At 73.4% G+C, this 16,606-nt stretch carries 15 protein-coding genes; 8 read left to right on the top strand and 7 right to left on the bottom strand.

Annotated features, from left to right (window positions below):
- The first annotated feature begins 65 nt into the window (after nucleotides 1-65).
- Nucleotides 66-1,205 (top strand): DUF4232 domain-containing protein, encoded by a 1,140-nt coding sequence (locus JOD46_RS07750; protein WP_204393079.1) that lies wholly within the window; start codon nucleotides 66-68, stop codon nucleotides 1,203-1,205.
- On the opposite strand, the gene JOD46_RS07745 is transcribed toward JOD46_RS07750, so the two are convergent.
- Entirely contained in the window at nucleotides 1,192-3,897 is a 2,706-nt protein-coding gene (locus JOD46_RS07745) for an AMP-binding protein (RefSeq protein WP_204393077.1), read from the bottom strand. The genes JOD46_RS07750 and JOD46_RS07745 overlap by 14 nt on opposite strands.
- A gap of 264 nt (nucleotides 3,898-4,161) precedes the next feature.
- Here JOD46_RS07745 and JOD46_RS07740 point away from each other — a divergent pair, with 264 nt between their 5' ends.
- Nucleotides 4,162-5,667, top strand: coding sequence for an MFS transporter (locus JOD46_RS07740; protein WP_204393075.1), 1,506 nt, complete (start codon nucleotides 4,162-4,164; stop codon nucleotides 5,665-5,667).
- A 36-nt stretch (nucleotides 5,668-5,703) separates the two neighbouring features.
- Entirely contained in the window at nucleotides 5,704-6,204 is a 501-nt protein-coding gene (locus tag JOD46_RS07735) for a four-helix bundle copper-binding protein (protein WP_239562639.1), read from the top strand.
- Nucleotides 6,205-6,220: 16 nt separating this feature from the next.
- Here JOD46_RS07735 and JOD46_RS07730 read toward each other — a convergent pair whose 3' ends face one another.
- The 4 genes from JOD46_RS07730 to JOD46_RS07715 all read right to left on the bottom strand — a co-directional run bounded on the left by JOD46_RS07730 (nucleotide 6,221) and on the right by JOD46_RS07715 (nucleotide 9,311).
- On the bottom strand, nucleotides 6,221-6,571 hold the full coding sequence (locus JOD46_RS07730; RefSeq protein ID WP_204393073.1) for a hypothetical protein: 351 nt from the start codon (nucleotides 6,569-6,571) through the stop codon (nucleotides 6,221-6,223).
- A 93-nt stretch (nucleotides 6,572-6,664) separates the two neighbouring features.
- Nucleotides 6,665-7,489, bottom strand: coding sequence for an ABC transporter permease (locus tag JOD46_RS07725; protein WP_204393071.1), 825 nt, complete (start codon nucleotides 7,487-7,489; stop codon nucleotides 6,665-6,667).
- Nucleotides 7,486-8,388 (bottom strand): ABC transporter permease, encoded by a 903-nt coding sequence (locus JOD46_RS07720; RefSeq protein ID WP_204393070.1) that lies wholly within the window; start codon nucleotides 8,386-8,388, stop codon nucleotides 7,486-7,488. The genes JOD46_RS07725 and JOD46_RS07720 overlap by 4 nt, the downstream gene beginning before the upstream one ends.
- On the bottom strand, nucleotides 8,385-9,311 hold the full coding sequence (locus JOD46_RS07715) for an ABC transporter ATP-binding protein (protein WP_204393068.1): 927 nt from the start codon (nucleotides 9,309-9,311) through the stop codon (nucleotides 8,385-8,387). Before JOD46_RS07715 ends, JOD46_RS07720 begins: the two co-directional genes overlap by 4 nt.
- Before the next feature lie 42 nt (nucleotides 9,312-9,353).
- Between JOD46_RS07715 and JOD46_RS07710 the strand changes: the two genes are divergently transcribed.
- From JOD46_RS07710 to JOD46_RS07700, 3 genes are all read left to right on the top strand, one after another.
- A complete protein-coding gene (locus tag JOD46_RS07710; RefSeq protein ID WP_204393066.1) occupies nucleotides 9,354-10,295 on the top strand; it encodes a pseudouridine-5'-phosphate glycosidase in 942 nt (313 codons plus the stop codon).
- On the top strand, nucleotides 10,279-11,196 hold the full coding sequence (locus tag JOD46_RS07705) for a carbohydrate kinase family protein (protein ID WP_204393064.1): 918 nt from the start codon (nucleotides 10,279-10,281) through the stop codon (nucleotides 11,194-11,196). The genes JOD46_RS07710 and JOD46_RS07705 overlap by 17 nt, the downstream gene beginning before the upstream one ends.
- 139 nt (nucleotides 11,197-11,335) lie before the next feature.
- Nucleotides 11,336-13,378: an ABC transporter ATP-binding protein gene (locus JOD46_RS07700; RefSeq protein WP_204393062.1), complete on the top strand. Its 2,043-nt coding sequence runs from the start codon at nucleotides 11,336-11,338 to the stop codon at nucleotides 13,376-13,378.
- 57 nt (nucleotides 13,379-13,435) lie between these two features.
- Here the strand turns inward: JOD46_RS07700 and JOD46_RS07695 are convergent, their stop codons facing one another.
- Entirely contained in the window at nucleotides 13,436-14,521 is a 1,086-nt protein-coding gene (locus JOD46_RS07695) for a ScyD/ScyE family protein (protein WP_204393060.1), read from the bottom strand.
- A 309-nt stretch (nucleotides 14,522-14,830) separates the two neighbouring features.
- Between JOD46_RS07695 and JOD46_RS07690 the strand changes: the two genes are divergently transcribed.
- Entirely contained in the window at nucleotides 14,831-15,631 is an 801-nt protein-coding gene (locus JOD46_RS07690; protein WP_204393058.1) for a hypothetical protein, read from the top strand.
- 35 nt (nucleotides 15,632-15,666) lie between these two features.
- Nucleotides 15,667-16,137 (top strand): 2'-5' RNA ligase family protein, encoded by a 471-nt coding sequence (locus JOD46_RS07685; RefSeq protein WP_204393056.1) that lies wholly within the window; start codon nucleotides 15,667-15,669, stop codon nucleotides 16,135-16,137.
- Nucleotides 16,138-16,186: 49 nt separating this feature from the next.
- Here JOD46_RS07685 and JOD46_RS07680 read toward each other — a convergent pair whose 3' ends face one another.
- Nucleotides 16,187-16,582, bottom strand: coding sequence for a DUF1622 domain-containing protein (locus JOD46_RS07680; protein WP_204393054.1), 396 nt, complete (start codon nucleotides 16,580-16,582; stop codon nucleotides 16,187-16,189).
- Nucleotides 16,583-16,606 lie beyond the last annotated feature (24 nt).

Genomic DNA, 16,606 nt, shown 5'->3' with positions numbered 1-16,606 from the left:
GATATCTGCCCATATGCTAGCGTCCACCTCGGGTCACCCGTTCGGGTGACGTGGAAGGGGATGAGATGCACACCAAGAGGGTGGTGTTCCGAGCGGTCGCGGGGGTGGCGGTCACGGCGGCGCTCACGGGGGGAACGGCGATGGTGGCCGGCGCGGTCGGCTTCGAACGGACGCACGCGAGCCACGCGTCAGCGGCACGCGCGGCGGCGGGCGATGCGGTGACGGTCGCGATGACGGGGCCGTCCTCCGTCGCGACGACGGCGGACGCGGGCGACGGAGCGGAGAGCACCCCGACCGCCGAGCTGCGTGACCGGGCGCGAGTGATCGGCCCGGCGCACTGCGAGGACTCGCAGCTCACGATGGAGTACCGCGAGCAGCCCGACCGATCGACGGCGGAGGCCATCGCGTTCGAGCTGGTCTTCACGAACACGGGCTCGCAGCCCTGCTCGTTCGACGGCTGGCCGGGCCTGGTCGCCGAGGACGCCGACGGAGGGTTCCTGACCGGGGCGTACGCGTCCGGACCGACGAGCACGCTCGCGGTCCTGCCGCCGAGCGGCGGGCAGGCCGTCGCCGAGGGCGAGGCGGTCCTCCCGTCGTCGATCGGATGCGTCGAGGCCATGTCGCACCACCTGCGCGCGTACATCTCCTCGGACGGGGCCGGCGGCGGGATCGTCGCCGACGCCCGGGTCCCGGTCTGCGCCGACGGGACCTGGTCCCTCCTGCTCGGCCCGCTGGTCGCACTCCACGGCGCGCCCGGCGAGGTCGTGCCGCCCGAGGAGCCCGAGCCGCTCCCCGCCAAGTGCCAGGACGAGCAGCTGAGCCTCGAGTACGCCGCCCGACCCGACCTCTCGGTCGACGGCGCGAGCGGGTTCGAGCTGGTGTTCACGAACGAGTCCGACGTCTCGTGCTCGGTCTGGGGATGGCCCGGCCTCGTCGTCGAGTCGGCCGACGGATCGCGCATCGGCTGGTCCACGGTGGTGGGCGAGATGGGCGAGCCGTTCGTGCTGGCGAACGGCGACGCGGCGATCGTGCTCGGCACCGCGCCCGAGCCGGCCGCGTCGGGCTGCGACGCGGTGACGGCCGACCACCTGCGCGCCTACGTGACCTCCGACGGCGCCGGCCCCGGCGTCGTCGGCGCCGCTCCGATCCCGGTCTGCGCCGACGGCTCGACCGTGCTCGAGATCGGGCCGTTCACCGCGGCGTGACCGACGCCCGAGAGGGGACGGCGCCGTCGCGGTCGCGCGCGGCGCCGTTCCTCGTGCGCGTGCGAGCCCAGGCCTCGACGCGCCCCCACGCCCACCAGGCCGCGAGCCCCACCGCGAAGGACGCCGCGATCGCGAGCGGCGGCGACACCTCCTCGATCGGCGGGTACACCTGCCAGTGCGTGAGGTAGACGAACATCGAGGCGGATGCCGCCATGCCGATCGGTCCGGCCAGCACACCCGGCATCGGCACGCTCGTGACCCACGCGAGCAGGACGAGCCCGACGATCACGATCGACTCGCGCAGGGGGTCGCCGAAGAAGCCGGGGACGGTCGCGAGCACGATCGCCGTGGCGGCGATTCGGCGGGGCACGGTGGTCGAGCGGGCGACGAGCCAGCCCAGTGCGATGAGCCAGGCGATCGCGGGCAGCGCGTAGCGCATCGGCGACGACGGCGTGATGCCACCCGCCGCGGCGTACCGCCACACGAGCGCGACGGCCAGGATCGCCGCCGCGAACGCGAACGGGTGGCGGCGCTCGAGCGCGTCGAGGCCGGGCACGCTGAAGATCGCGGCGAGCCCCACGATCGACCAGACCAGCGCCTCGAGGAACCAGAACTGCCACTGCTCGCTCCAGGCCTCGGAGCCCGGCACCATCCAGTTCGACAGCAGCACGGTCGCGGGGTCGTAGCTGCCCGTGATGAGCGCGACGCCGCCGATCCAGAGCACGGCGGGCACCGTGAGCGCACGGGCGCTGCGGAGCAGCCCGCCGACCCGGCGCGACCGGGCCGCCCGCTCGTCGGCCGGGCGCGCGCCGCGGCCGGTCAGCCGGAAGCGCGCGAGGTTGAAGCCCGCGACGGCCAGGAGCAGGTGGGCGCCGCCCTTGAGCTGCACGACGTCGGCGTGCGTCGCGACGATGAGCAGGATCGCCACGGCGCGGAGCACGACCGAGGTCTCCAGCCGCGCGACGCGGCGGCCACGGCGGCGGCGGTCGACCCTCGGGGCAGGGTTCCGAGACGGCCGCCGGCCGCCCTCCTCGACCGACGGAGCCGGTTCCGGTGACGGCCCGGAAGCGAGCTCGCGGATGGTGCGGCTCGGCCAGTCGCGCGGCAGCGCGCCGATGCGCTCCTCCAGCCGGAGGGCGAGCTCGACGTAGTTGAGCGAGTCGCCGTCGAGGCTCGTGAAGCTGTCGGCCTCGGTCGCGTCAGGGCGCCCGAGGAGTTCGGCGTAGAGGTGGCGGAGGTCGGCGACGCTCGCGTCGGCACGGGGTGCGTGGGCGGGCGCGCCATCCGTCGCCCGCAGAAGCGTCGCGTGCGCGCGCAGCGCCGCGTGGTCGGGCTTGCCGTTGGCCGTGCGCGGGAACTCGGCGAGCGCGTGCACGTCGAACGCGTGCGGCGGCAACCCGGTGCGCCGGTGCACGGCGGCGCGGGCCCGATCGGCCCACCGTTCGTGGCGGACGAACACGGCCATCCGCTCGTCGACGCCGACGGTGCGCGCCTCGATCCCGTCCTCGGCGAGCATCCGCTCGACGCGGTCGAGGTCGAGCCGGAGCCCGTAGCTCTTGACGAACCGGCTGAGCCGCCCCGTGATCTCGATGAGTCCGTCGTCGCGCCGCCGGGCGAGGTCGCCGGTGCGCAGCTCCGCGAGCTCGGGCCCGCGAGCGAGGTCCGACCCCGTCTCGGCGTAGCCCATCATCACGTTGGGTCCCGAGTAGACGAGCTCGCCCTCGCCGGGTGCGCCCCCGCCGACGGTGTCGTCGATGCGCAGCGACCCGCCGGGAATGGGCACGCCGATCGCTCCCGCCGCCGACTCGGCGAGCTCGGGCGGCAGGTACGCCATGCGCGCGGTCGCCTCGGTCTGGCCGTACATGACCACGACGTCGAAGCCGCGCTCACGACCGAGCCGCGCCAGCGCGCGCACGCGCTCGGGTGCGAGCCGCCCGCCCGCCTGCGTCACGTACCGCAGCGTCGGGTGCGGGCGCGCGGCGAAGTCGGTCGACTCCAGCAGCTCGTAGGTGTACGGCACGCCCGCGAACGAGGTCGCCCCCGCGGCGTCGAACTCGCTCCAGAACTCGGGCTCGACCACCGAGCGATCGGTGAGCAGCAGGCTCGCCCCGGCGACGAGGTGGCTGTTCACGACCGAGAGCCCGTAGCAGTAGTGCAACGGCAGCGTGGTGGCCGCGCGGTCGGCCGGCGCCAGCTCCAGGTACTCGGCGATGCTGCGCGCGTTGCTCAGCACGTTCGCGCGCGACAGGCGCACGAGCTTGGGCGAGCCCGTCGAGCCCGAGGTGCTCGCGAGCAGCGCGAGGTCGGGGTGGAACACGTGCCGGCTGCCCTCGGCGAGCTCGTCGATCTCGGGCGCCGCACCATCCGCGCCGACGCGCACGACGACGTCGGGCCGGTAGCGCCCGATGAGCCCGTCGAGGCCGGCCGCGCCATCCGCTCCCGCGGCATGCAGCAGCACCGGGTGGCCGGCGGCGAGCGCGGCGAGGTACGTGACGACCGTCTCGGACGAGTTCGAGCCGGCGAGGAACACCAGGCGTCGCCCCGCGCCGAGCGCGGCCCGGCGGTCGGCGATCCGTTCCGCCAGTTCGGCGTAGTCCATCGAGGTCGTGGGCGTCGCGATCGCCGTGGCGCGCGGGTCGCCGCCGAGCAGGTCGAGCGCGGCGGGCTCGGTCCTGGCCAGGGTGGTGCGCATGCGTGGGGGCTCCGGATCGGATGGTCGCAACCGCGACGGAAGGTAAGGCTTACCTTACGCGACATCCGCGACGGGTCGAAATCGGATGACGCGACCGCTCGTCGCACGCTCTCCACCGTTCGTCGTGCTCGGCTCGCGAGCGCATCCCGGCGTGCGTAGGGTGTGCAGGTTGCCACAAGCAGCGGTTCCCTCCGCCGACGCGGTGCGGCGCACACCGAAGCGCCCCGGGCCGGCCGTCCTCCACACCGGAAGTCCCGCCCTGCCATGACCGCAACCGAATCCCCCACCGACCCGACGGCACCCGCCCCCGCATCGACCGCACCCGCGAACTCGCGCGGCCGTGTGATCCTCGCGAGCCTCGTCGGCACGACCATCGAGTTCTACGACTTCTACGCATACGCGACCGCAGCCGTGCTCGTGTTCCCGATCCTCTTCTTCCCGACGGGCAACGACACGACCGCCCTGCTGTCCTCGTTCGCCGTGTTCGGCGCCGCGATGGTCGCCCGCCCGATCGGCGCGATCGTCTTCGGCCACTTCGGCGACACGCACGGCCGCAAGGCGACGCTCGTCGCGTCGCTGCTCACCATGGGCATCGCGACGTTCCTCATCGGCCTCCTGCCCACCCACGAGCAGATCGGATGGTTCGCCGCCCTGCTCCTGCTCGTCCTCCGCCTCGCCCAGGGCTTCGCGCTCGGCGGCGAGTGGTCGGGCGCCGCGCTCGTCGCGACCGAGAACGCGCCGACGGGCAAGCGCGCCTGGTACGGCACGTTCCCGCAGCTCGGTGCGCCGATCGGCTTCATCATCGCCAACGGCGTGTTCCTCGCGATCAACCTGCTCGCGCCGTCGCGCGAGTGGTTCCTCGAGTGGGGATGGCGCGTGCCGTTCCTCTTCTCGGCCGTCATGGTGGTCATCGGCCTCTGGGTGCGCCTCAAGCTCGTCGAGTCGAGCACCTTCACGAAGGCGGCCGAGCGTGGCGCCATCCGCAAGCTGCCGCTGGGCACCGCATTCCGCCACAACTGGCGCGAGATGATCCTCGGCACCTTCATCATGCTCGCGACGTACGTGCTCTTCTACCTCATGACGAACTTCACGCTGTCGTACGGCACCAAGGCCGCCGACCTCGAGACCGCGAGCGCCGCCGCGCAGGCCGCCGCCGAGGCATCCGGACAGCCGTTCGACCCCGACGCGTTCGCCGCCGCCTTCTACCCGGGCCTCGGCTTCACCTACCCCGACTTCGTCACGATGCAGATCATCGGCGTCGTGTTCTTCGGCCTGTTCACCCTGCTCTCGGGTCCCATCGCCGACGCGATCGGCCGGCGCCGCCTGCTCATCTGGGTGACCGCGGCGATCATCGTCTTCGGCCTGACCTTCAACCTGTTCCTGCTGCCGCAGCTCGACCCGAAGTTCACGGGCGCACTCGTGCAGGCGTTCCTCGTGTTCGGCTTCCTGCTCATGGGCGCGACGTTCGGCCCGATGGGCGCGATCCTGCCCGAACTCTTCCCGACCAACGTGCGGTACACCGGCTCGGCCGTGGCGTACAACGTCTCGTCGATCCTCGGCGCCGCCGTCGCCCCGCTCATCGCGGTGGCGCTCTGGGCGGCGGCCGACGGCCAGCCCTGGCCGGTCGGCATCTACCTCTCCGCGATGGGCGTGCTGACCCTCGTGGCACTGCTCATCTCGAAGGAGACGAAGGACGTCGACTACGACGACGCGGGCGTGGGTGCACGCGAGCAGCTCGCCGAGGCCGAGACGGAGGTCGCCTCGCTCTGACGCAACCCCTACTGGGGATCCGGTGCCCGGCGTAGCATGGCGCGCGACAGGGTCGCCGGGTCCCCAGCCGGCATCGTCGACACCCGGCCCCCGGAGACGCGAGGTGCTCGGATGAACATGACGATGGACATGATGAAGGGCGCGATGTCCGCCTCCGACCTGCCCATGAAGGGCATGGACATGTCGATGATGCAGGAGGCCATGGAGGCCCTCTCCGCGTGCATGCAGGCGTGCATCATGTGCGCCGACGCCGACGCGGTCGAGGGCATGGGGCGTTGCGCGGCGATGTGCTCCAACTGCGCCGACGTCTGCGACACCATGATGCGCATGATGCTGCGCACGCACGGCTACGACATTCAGGTCATGATGTCGATGATGCAGACGTGCGTCATGATGTGCCGCGCCTGCTCGGCCGAGTGCATGACGCACGCCGAGATGAGCGAGCACTGCCGCATGTGCGCGATGGCCTGCGACCAGGCCGTCACGGCCATGGAGAAGATGATGGGCGCGATGCAGGAGATGATGCCCGCGAGCTGATCCTCGCGGCCCGACCTCAGACGGCGGCGACGCTGACGCGGTCGTCGCCGCGGGCGAGCACCCCGTAGACCGGATGCAGCGCGACCGGGTCGCCGACCGCGAGCCGCCCCGTGAGCGCACCGTGGTGCCACACCCGATGCGCGCCGCCGTCGAGGTCGACCAGTTCGACGAAGCCGTCGGTGGCGCTCGCCGTGACCACCGCGTCGACCCAGCGGCTCGCCGCGATGCGCGACAGGCGATCCTGCATGGGGTGCAGCCCGTGGCCCGGCCGGTCGCTCGCGCAGGCCTCGCCCTCGACGCAGCCGCGCATGCCCATCGCGAGGCCCGTGCGGGACTCGGCGGCGGCGTGCGGCTGGTGGGTCGACATGGCTGGCTCCTCGGGTGCTCGTATCGTGCAGGCGACGATACGCCGAGACCGGGCGGATGTCCCCGCGCGCCGTCACACGCGGACATGTGCGGGTCAGGCGAGGAAGAGCGCGCGCAGCCGCTTGGTCGTGAAGAGCATGCCCAGCACGACCATCACCACGTAGTACGCGACGTGGACGAGCATCGCGGCGCCCACCGCGCCCGTCGTGAGGCCCCGCACGAGCTCGACGCCGTGCCAGAGCGGCAGCGCCTGGATGAGCCACTGGATCGGCTCGGGGTAGACGGTGAGCGGGTAGAACGTCGCCGAGAAGAGGAACATCGGCAGCATCACGAAGTTGATCCAGTCCATCTGCTGGAAGGACTTCATGTAGCTCGTGACCGCCATCCCGATGCTCGCGAAGCCGAAGGCGATCAGCAGCACGGCCGGGATCGCGAGCACCGCCCACCACGAGAGCGCGAGGCCGAGCACCTGCATCACGAGCATGAAGCCCGCCGCGTAGAGCCCGCCGCGCAGCAGCGCGAGGGAGATCTCGCCGAGCGCGACGTCGAGCGGCCCGAGCGACGTGGCGAGCATGCCCTCGTAGAGCTTCGCGAAGCGGATCTTGAAGAAGACGTTCCAGGTCGAGTCGTAGATGGCCCCGTTCATCGCCGCGACCGCGAGCAGCGCCGGCGCGATGTAGGCCGCGTACGGCACCTCGCGTCCGTCGACGGTGACGGTGCCGACGAGCGCGCCGAGGCCGATCCCGAGCGAGAGCAGGTAGAAGATCGGCTCGAACAGGCCGCTGAGCATCACGAGCCAGTTCGTCGAGCGCGTGGCGCGCCATCCGCGGTACATCACGGCCCGGGCATTGCCCGCGTACAGCGATCCGACGCCGCCACGCCGGGTGCGGTGCTCGACCGCGTGGTCGACGAGGCTCATGCGGTGAGCCTCCGTTCGGCGATGCCGCGCGACCACAGCCAGCCCGTCAGGAACATGCCGACGAGGACCACGACGTGCACCGCGCTCAGCCAGATCGGCTCGGCGTAGCCGAACGTGAGCACGCGTGAGAGCTCGGTGCCGTGCCACAGCGGCGAGAGCCATCCGATCGGCTGCAGGAACCACGGCAGCTCGGAGAGCGGGAAGAACGTGCCCGAGAACAGCGTGAGCGGCACGACGACGAGCCGCTCGACCATCGCGAGCTGGCCCGTGTCATCGCGGATCGTCGACGCGTAGGCCATGAGCAGCGTGCCGAACGCCAGGCCGGTGAGGGTCGCGACGAGGATCGCGAGCCACCCGGTGGGCGAGGGCACGGCGCCGAAGAGCAGCATGAAGCCGAAGTAGACGACCATCGTGGCCAGGAGCCGGATCACGACCGAGATCACGAGGCCGTCGACGATCTGGCGCGGCCTGATCGGCCCGGCGTGCATGCCGCTGAACGTCGGGTTCCACTTGTAGCCGAGCAGCACCGGGTAGGAGAACTCGATCGTCGCCGTCGTGAGGCCCGCGCTGCACAGCAGGGCGGGAGCGACATAGACGAGGTAGCCGACCTCGGCCGCCTCGACGCCGAGGTTCCGGTCGACGAGCGTGGCCAGGCCCACCCCGAGGGCGTACAGGTAGATGAGCGGCTCGCCGAAGCCCGTCGCGAGGATCGTCTGCGAGTACGACCACATGACCCGCAGGCGGTGCTCGGCGACGTACCAGGCGCCGAAGCGGCGCGGGCGGGCGCCGCCGGCGAGGGCGAGGCGCGCATCGTCGGTCGGGGCGGATGGCGTCGCGTCGCGCGGCTCGGTCTCGAGACGGCCCTTCGGGCCTCCTCGACCCCCGGGGGAGGTGCTCATTCGATCAGGCTCCGTCCGGTCAGGCGCAGGAAGACGTCCTCGAGGCTCGAGCGGCGCACGAGGCTCGTCACCGGGTGCAGCCCGGCGTCGGCGATGCGCTCGAGCTCGGCCTCGCCGTCGGCCGTGTAGACGAGGATGCGGTCGGGCAGCACCTCGATGCGGTCGCCCGTGCCCTCGAGCGCGTGCGCGACCTGCTCGTTGCGGTCGGAGCCGAAGCGCAGCTCGAGCACCTCGCGCGAGGAGTGCCGGCGGATCAGCTCGGCGGGCGTGCCCTCGGCCATGATGCGCCCGTGGTCGACCACGATGAGCCGGTCGCACAGCTGCTCGGCCTCATCCATGTAGTGCGTCGTGAGCACGAGCGTCTTGCCCTGCTCCTTCAGCCGGAAGAGCCGGTCCCACAGGATGTGCCGCGCCTGCGGGTCGAGCCCGGTCGTGGGCTCGTCGAGCAGCAGGATGCGGGGGTCGTTGATGAGCGCGCGAGCGATGGTGAGGCGCCGCTTCATGCCACCGGACAGGGCGTCGACCTTGGCGCTCGCCCGGTCCTCGAGCTGGGCGAAGCCGAGCAGCTCGTCAGCCCGCTCGGCGACGAGCCGCCGGGGCAGGCCGAAGTACCGGCCGTACACGAGCAGGTTCTCGCGCACCCGGAGCTCGGCGTCGAGGTTGTCGGACTGCGGCACCACACCCAGCTGCGAGCGGATGTCGGGCCCGTGCCGGTCGGGATCGAGGCCGAGGATCGACAGCTCGCCGCCGGTGCGCGCCGAGACCGCGCCGATCATGCGCATGGTCGTCGACTTGCCCGCGCCGTTCGGCCCCAGCAGCCCGAACGCCTCGCCGGGCGCGACCTCGAAGGAGAGCCCGTCGACGGCTGCGAACTCCCCGTAGCGCTTGACGAGGTCGGAGGCGACGATCACGGGCTGCGGCACGGTTCCCCACCCTAGACCCGGCGCCCGACATAGCATGACGCCATGCAGCCCGAACCCCTCCACGTCGGCGGGAGCGCTCCCGGCGCCATCCGCGTCGCCGACCGCGTGCGCGAGGCCGTCGCGGCCGGCCGCCCGGTCCTCGCCCTCGAGTCCACGATCCTCACGCACGGACTCCCCCGCCCGCGCAACCTCGAGGTGGGCCTCGAGACCGAGGCGCTCGTGCGCGATGCGGGCGTCGAACCGGCGACGATCGGGGTGGTCGGCGGCGTGCCGGTCGTCGGCCTCGACGACGACGACATCCGACGGCTGTGCACGGCCGACGGCGTCGTGAAGGCGAGCACGCGCGACCTGCCCGTCGCCCGGGCGCAGGGCCTCGACGCGGGCACCACGGTCGCGGCGACCGCGTGGCTCGCGCACCGTGCCGGCATCCGCGTGTTCTCGACCGGCGGGCTCGGCGGCGTGCACCGCGGCGCCGGCGAGACCTTCGACGAGTCCGCCGACCTCCCGGCGCTCGCCGCCGCGCCGATCACGGTCGTGAGCGCGGGCGTGAAGTCGATCCTCGACATCGGGGCGACGCTCGAGCGGCTCGAGACGCTCGGCATCACGGTGGTCGGCTACCGGACCGATCGCTTCCCCGGGTTCTACGTCGCCGACGCGGGCTTCGGCGTGCCCGCGCGCGTCGAATCCGCGGCCGAGGCCGCGACCGTCGCGCGGTCGCGCGACGCGCTCGGACTGCCCGCCGCGGTGCTCGTCGCGAACCCGATCGCCGAAGCCGAGCAGCTCGACCCGGCCGAGCACGAGCGCGTGCTCGCCGAGGCCCTGCGGGCGGCGGATGCCGCCGGCGTGACCGGGCGCGACACGACCCCGTTCCTCCTCGACGTCGTGCAGCGGGCGACCGGGGGCCGCAGCCTCGAGGTGAACCTCGCGGTGTACCGCGGCAACGCGCGGCTCGGCGCGGAGATCGCGCGTGAGCTCGCGGGCTGACGCGCCGGCCGGCGCTCCGCGCGCGGCATCCGGAGTGCTCGTCGTGGTGGGCGACCTGCTCGAGGACATCGTCGTCTGGGCGACCGAGCCGATCCGCGCGGCGACCGATTCGGCGGCGCAGGTGTTCCGCTCGCGCGGCGGCAGCGCCGCGAACGTCGCGGCGCACGCCGCGGGCCTGGTCCCGACCCGGTTCGTCGGTCGCGTGGGCGCGGATGGGGCGGGCCGGACCCTGGAGGACGCGCTCGCATCCACCGGGGTCGAGGTGTGCCTGCAGCGCGCAGGACGCACGGGGGCGGTCGTGCTGATCGTCGCGCCGGACGGCGAGCGCACCATGTTCCCCGATCGCGCCGCCGCGGCCGAGCTCGAGGGGGTCGACGCCGGCTGGCTCGACGGCGCGGCCTGGCTGCACGTGCCGAGCTACGGCTTCGAGCACGAGCCGATGCGCTCCGAGGTGGGGCGCCTGGTCGCCCGTGCACGGGAGCGGGGCGCCGTGATCTCGATCGACGCCTCCTCGACGGGCCTCATCGACACGCTGGGCGTCGACCGCATGCTCGGGTGGCTCGCCGACCTCCGTCCCGACGTGCTGTTCGCGAACGAGACGGAGGCCGCGCTCCTCGGGGTCGCGCGCGGGGGCCGGCTCGCGGCATCCGTCGCGCATCGCGTGGTCGTCAAGCACGGCGGGGAACCCACCGAGGTGTTCGACGACGGCGAGTCGGTCGCGCGGGTGCCGGTCGCCCCGGTCGCCGCGGTCCGCGACCTCACCGGTGCGGGCGACGCGTTCGCCGCGGGGTTCGTCGCCGCCGCGTTGGGCGGCGCAGAGGTGGAGGCGTGCTGCCTCGCCGGGCACCGGTTCGCGGCATCCGTCATCGGAACGCCCGGCGGCGATGTCGGCGGCGCCTGAGGGACCGGCGCCGCGCGCCGACCCGTCCACAGGCGCAGCGACCGGTCTCCCGGCTCACAGCCGCGCGACGTATGCTGCAAGGCGGCCCGCGAGCGCCGCGACGGATGCCCCGCCGCGCGCCGCGCGACAGGAAGACGACATGAGCGACATCGAGACCCGTCCCGGAACCCGCGCCGCCGCACGCGCCGCCGAGCGAGCGGCCGCCCGCTCCACGCGCACCGGCGGCATCCCCCTGCCCGTCCGCCGCCCCGCGGCGCAGTCCGGCGACGCGACCGGCACCCGGCCGCCCGCCCCGGCGCCCGCGGGCGGCGAGCGGCGCCGGAGCCCCTTCGGCCGCCGCGGCGAGACGCCGCCCGGGCCGCGCGCGACCTTCCGCCAGCTGCTGCCGTTCCTCTTCGAGCACCGTCCCGTGCTGATCCTCGTCGCCGCGCTCTCCATCGTGGGCGCGCTCGCGAGCCTCGCCCAGCCGCTGCTCGTGAGCCGCGTCATCACCATCGTCGAGGCCGGCGATCCGCTCGACGGGCTCGTCTGGGCGCTCGTCGCGCTCGTGGTCGTGAGCGCCGTCATCACCGGCTACCAGCACTACCTGCTGCAGCGCACGGGCGAGGGCGTCGTGCTCTCGAGCCGCAAGCAGCTGATCGCGAAGATCCTGCGCCTGCCGATCGCCGAGTTCGACTCGCGCCGCACGGGCGACCTCGTCTCGCGCGTGGGCAGCGACACGACGATGCTGCGCGCGGTGCTCACGCAGGGCCTCGTCGAGGCGGTCGGCGGCGCGGTCACGTTCGTCGGCGCGCTCATCGCGATGCTGATCATCGACCCGGCCCTGCTCGGCCTGACCGTGCTCGTCATTGCGATCGCGATCACGACCGTCACGCTGCTGTCGGCGCGCGTGCGCGAGGCCTCGCGCGCCGCGCAGGAGAAGGTCGGCGACGTCGCGTCGTCGGTCGAGCGCGCGATCACGTCGGTGCGCACCATCCGGGCCGCCGGCGCCACCGACCGCGAGATCCGAACCGTCGAGCACGAGGCCGAGGGCGCGTGGTCGATGGGCGTGCAGGTCGCGCGCATCTCGGCGCTCATCGTGCCCATCGCGGGCATCGCCATGCAGGTGTCGTTCCTCGTCGTGCTCGGCGTCGGAGGGTACCGCGTCGCCGCGGGCGCCATCACCGTGGCCGACCTCGTCGCGTTCATCCTGTTCCTGTTCATGATGATCCTGCCGCTCGGGCAGGCGTTCGGGGCCATCACCTCGGTCAACCAGGCACTCGGCGCGCTCGGGCGCATCCAGGAGATCCTCGACCTGCCCGACGAGGACGCGAACGACCGGCAGCTCGCGGCTCGCGCCGTGGTCGTCGGACCGGCCAACGAGGGCCTGCTCCCCGGCGCGCCCGCGATCGAGTTCGACGATGTGCACTTCGCGTACGCGCGCACGCGTCCCTCCGACCCGGCCGACCCCGCGAACGACTCGCCCGACGAGCACCTGCCCGAGCCCGACGTCACCGACCGGCAGCCGGTGCTGCGCGGCGTGTCGTTCCGCGTGCCTCGCGGGCAGCGCATCGCGCTCGTGGGCCCGTCGGGCGCCGGCAAGTCCACCACCCTCGCGCTGATCGAGCGGTTCTACGACCCGAGCGTCGGAACCGTCCGCATGGGCGGCCTCGACCTCCGCTCGCTCGACCGCGCCGAGCTGCGCGCCCAGATCGGCTACGTCGAGCAGGATGCGCCCGTCCTCGCGGGCACCATCCGCGACAACCTCAAGCTCGGCAGCCCCGACGCGACCGACGCCGAGTGCGTGCACGTGCTGCAGGCCGTGAACCTCGGTGCCGTGCTCGAACGGGACCCGGCCGGGCTCGACGCGCAGGTGGGCGAGAACGGCATCATGCTCTCGGGCGGCGAGCGCCAGCGGCTCGCGATCGCCCGCGCGCTGCTCGCTGCCCCGCCGATCCTGCTGCTCGACGAGTCGACCTCGTCACTCGACGGCGTGAACGAGCGGATGATGCGCGAGGCGATCGACGCGGTCGCGGCCGGCCGCACGCTCATCGTGATCGCGCACCGGCTCTCGACGGTCGTCGACTCCGACCGCATCATCGTGCTCGACGAGGGCCGGGTGATCGGCGAGGGCACGCACGAGCAGCTCGTCCAGGCCGTGCCGCTCTACCGCGAGCTCGCCGAGCACCAGCTGCTCGTCTGAGCTCGCGCTGCGCGCCGGGCTTCCGCAGCCCGGCACGCCGCGCGGCGACGCGTCGGACTACCGAAGCCCGATCGAGACGACCTTGCCGTCGGCGAACACGTCGGTCGAGAGGAGGATCCGGCCGCTCTGCCACTCCACGCCGGCCGGCGAGGGCACCTCGGCGAAGGTGCTGACCTCGCCGCGCTTGGTGATGACCGACACCCGGTCGCCGAACAGCTCGGCCACGAAGACCGCGCCGTTCGGGGCGACCGCGAGCCCGGTCGCGCCGGCGAAGCCGGAGGCGACCAGCTGGACCTCACCCGTCGTCGGGTTCACGCGGTACACGGAGCCCCGTGCGCCGAGGCTCGCGTCCTCGGGACCGCCCGGGAGCGAGGTGACGTAGAGCCAGCCGTCCGTCCCCATCTCCACGTCGGTGGGAACGGGCTCGGCGACGTAGTCGTGGCCGACGACGCAGTCGGGCAGGCCGAACGACGCGGCGAGGTCCGCCGTGGCGACGAAGCTCGACGGCGGCAGCACCGCGACGGTGGAGATGTCGCCGGCGGCGTCGACGGCGAGCACGGCGTTCGCGCCGGCATCCGCGACGTAGGTCACGTCCTTCAGCATGAGCGAGCCGTACACGTGGCTGTCGATCGCGCCGCCGTGCGGGCCGACGAACGGCAGGAGGAACGGCGGGATCTGCGCGAGGCAGTCCTCGTCGAGGCCCTGGAGGCCGTACTCGGCGTCGGCGTCGGGGTTGTTCGCCGCCTCCCACGCGAGCACGTCGACAGAGGTCACGGTTCCGTCGCCGTCGCGCCGCATGAGGCGGGAGGCGAACACCTGCGTCTCATCGCCCTCGCGCTCGCCCCAGGTCACGACGTCGCCGCGGATCGAGACGGCCGCGATCGCGGGGCCGGTCGCGAGGGTCTCGGAGTCGCCGCCGGAGATCCGGGTGAGCAGCCCCGCGAAGTCCTGTCCGACGACGAGCGTGCCGTCGGCGGTCACGTCGAAGGTCAGCGGCCCGACGAGGTGCTCGGCGAGGGTCGAGGTCGCGCCGGGAGCGGGCGGCTTCGGCCCGTTCGGCGCAGCGGTCGCGGGGGCGACCACCGCCGTGACGGCCGCCGCCGTCAGCATCGTGATCGCCGCGAGTGCAGCGGAACGTCGCATGTGCTTCTCCTTCGAGGCACGCCGCCACGCGAGGGCTCCGGTCGACCCGTTCTTCCGGGCGTGAGCCGGGACGGACGGCTGGAGTCTAGCGAGGCCTGATCGCGGCGTATGCCACCCGATCGCGGGTCATCCCGGCACGGGGCACTCGCTCGGGGGCCACCAGGCGGTGGTGTCACCCCTCCCCCCGGAATCAGGGCAGGCCCCCATCCGGAGCCGGGGCGTGCGCGGATGCCGCGTGCGCGCCGGGATCGTAGCGTCGCCACCATCGATCCCGGCGCGCCCTCGCGCCGCCCCAGACGGAGGACCATCATGACGTTGCTCGACTCACCCCGGAACGCGCCCGCCGCCGCGGTCCTGCCCGCGCGCGACCTCGTCGCCGCGCTCGCGGCTCCGCCCGCCGACGAGGCCTCGATCGACGCCGGCCCCGGCTTCGACGTGCTCCGGGGCCGGCTCCAGGCCTGGCTGCGCGAATGGGACACCCAGCGCCTGCCCGCGTTCGAGCAGGCCCGGACGATCATGCCCGACGGCGAGCGGCACAGCGCCCTCCGGTCGGCGGCGACCCGAGCCGACGGCGCCGTGCGCCTCACCGCGAGCCTGTACGACCCGCCGAACCGCCAGGGCGACGCGCTTTCCTGGTCGCGCAGCTGGGTCAGCGCCGCGGTGCTGCCCGCCGCGCCGACCGACGGCCGGCTCTTCTACCGGTTCCGCGCGGGCAGCCGCCTCGTGCTCGACGGTCGCGCCGAGACCGCGCTCGCCTCGACGAGCGTGCACGTCGGCGTGACCGCGGATGCCGCGACGTCGAGCCCGTTCGACGCGCCGGGCTTCGCGACCCCGGTCGTGCGCCCGCTCGTCGGCGTGGAGGCGCGCGACGACGTCGATGCGCGCGCGGAGCACGACATCGAAGGCTCGCTCGACGTGCGCGCCGGCGACTCGCCCGCGATCGCCGTCGTCCTCGGCGCCGACGTGGTCTTCCGCGACGGATGGATGCGCGTGCACGAGGGCTCCGGCCTGTGGGTGGGCGCCGCGGGCGGCGGTCCCACCGGGTCGATCGAGGTGCGCTTCGCGCCATCCGCCCTGCTCGAGCTGTTCGGCGAGGCCGGCATCGCCTGATCGCGACGGCCTCGCGCGCGGCGTACCCTCGCCGCATGGGACGCTTCGCGGTCGTGCTGCCGCTCGAGCCGCTCGCGACGGGCACGGGCTTCCCGGTCTCGGCGTGGCCCCTGCACGTGACGGTCGTCGAGCCGTTCGAGACGGAGCACGACGCCGCGTGGGTCGCGCACCGCCTCGCGCCCGTGCTGCGCGGCCGGACGGCCATCCGCCTCGATGCGTTCGACCGCGCCATGTTCGGGTCGCGGCGGAACGTGCCCGTCACGCTCGTGCACGATCGCGGCCCGCTCGGCGCGATGCGCACGCGGCTCCTCGCGGCCCTGCGGGAGGCCGACGTGGATGTCGCGCGGGCGCGGCTCAACTACCGCCCGCACGTCACCGACACGGCCGGCGGGTCGATCAGTCCGGGTCGCAGCATCCGCCTCGGGCAGGTCGCGCTCGTCGACCTGCGACCGCCCGAGGGTCCCGCGATGCGCACGGTCGTGGCGGTGTGGCCGCTCGGCGGGTGACGGCTGCCGTCACCGACCGCGTCCCGCGACCGCGGGCGCCCGCGAGGAGCTACACGCGCTCGGCCTCGGGACCGGTGGGGGCGGAGGCGTCCTCCCCGCCGTCGCCGGCGCGAGCCTTCTGCCACGGCCAGCGGCCCGAGATCTCGACCTCGAGCGACCAGCTGAGGAAGGTCCGGATGATCACGATCAGCGCGAGCACCGTCACGGACTCGATGGTGGGCGTCACGGCGACCGTGCGGATGATGTCGGCCGCCACGAGCAGTTCGAGGCCGATGAGGATGCCGCGGCCGAGCGTGCGGCGGAACCGCGCGTAGACCGGGCCGGTGCGCCGGAGCCGGCGCACGGCCGCGTCGATCAGCGAGTACAGCACGCCGACCACGATCGCGACCACGCCGAGGATGTCGATGATCTCGCCGACGCGCGTGATGGCGGTTCCGAACTCCATGTTCCCCTCCGGGGCTCACGGTAG

Source organism: Agromyces aurantiacus, from assembly GCF_016907355.1.
In the GTDB taxonomy this organism is placed as follows: domain Bacteria; phylum Actinomycetota; class Actinomycetes; order Actinomycetales; family Microbacteriaceae; genus Agromyces; species Agromyces aurantiacus.
This window is presented reverse-complemented; position numbering and strand designations above follow the sequence as displayed.

What these genes read in the sequence shown, in the direction of transcription:
- JOD46_RS07720 (WP_204393070.1), bottom strand. Translation starts at nt 8,388, where the DNA reads ATGAGCACCTCCCCCGGGGGTCGAGGAGGCCCGAAGGGCCGTCTCGAG.
- JOD46_RS07700 (WP_204393062.1), top strand. Translation starts at nt 11,336, where the DNA reads ATGAGCGACATCGAGACCCGTCCCGGAACCCGCGCCGCCGCACGCGCC.
- JOD46_RS07740 (WP_204393075.1), top strand. Translation starts at nt 4,162, where the DNA reads ATGACCGCAACCGAATCCCCCACCGACCCGACGGCACCCGCCCCCGCA.
- JOD46_RS07735 (WP_239562639.1), top strand. Translation starts at nt 5,704, where the DNA reads ATGGCGCGCGACAGGGTCGCCGGGTCCCCAGCCGGCATCGTCGACACC.
- JOD46_RS07745 (WP_204393077.1), bottom strand. Translation starts at nt 3,897, where the DNA reads ATGCGCACCACCCTGGCCAGGACCGAGCCCGCCGCGCTCGACCTGCTC.
- JOD46_RS07730 (WP_204393073.1), bottom strand. Translation starts at nt 6,571, where the DNA reads ATGTCGACCCACCAGCCGCACGCCGCCGCCGAGTCCCGCACGGGCCTC.
- JOD46_RS07725 (WP_204393071.1), bottom strand. Translation starts at nt 7,489, where the DNA reads ATGAGCCTCGTCGACCACGCGGTCGAGCACCGCACCCGGCGTGGCGGC.
- JOD46_RS07685 (WP_204393056.1), top strand. Translation starts at nt 15,667, where the DNA reads ATGGGACGCTTCGCGGTCGTGCTGCCGCTCGAGCCGCTCGCGACGGGC.
- JOD46_RS07690 (WP_204393058.1), top strand. Translation starts at nt 14,831, where the DNA reads ATGACGTTGCTCGACTCACCCCGGAACGCGCCCGCCGCCGCGGTCCTG.
- JOD46_RS07750 (WP_204393079.1), top strand. Translation starts at nt 66, where the DNA reads ATGCACACCAAGAGGGTGGTGTTCCGAGCGGTCGCGGGGGTGGCGGTC.
- JOD46_RS07680 (WP_204393054.1), bottom strand. Translation starts at nt 16,582, where the DNA reads ATGGAGTTCGGAACCGCCATCACGCGCGTCGGCGAGATCATCGACATC.
- JOD46_RS07695 (WP_204393060.1), bottom strand. Translation starts at nt 14,521, where the DNA reads ATGCGACGTTCCGCTGCACTCGCGGCGATCACGATGCTGACGGCGGCG.
- JOD46_RS07710 (WP_204393066.1), top strand. Translation starts at nt 9,354, where the DNA reads ATGCAGCCCGAACCCCTCCACGTCGGCGGGAGCGCTCCCGGCGCCATC.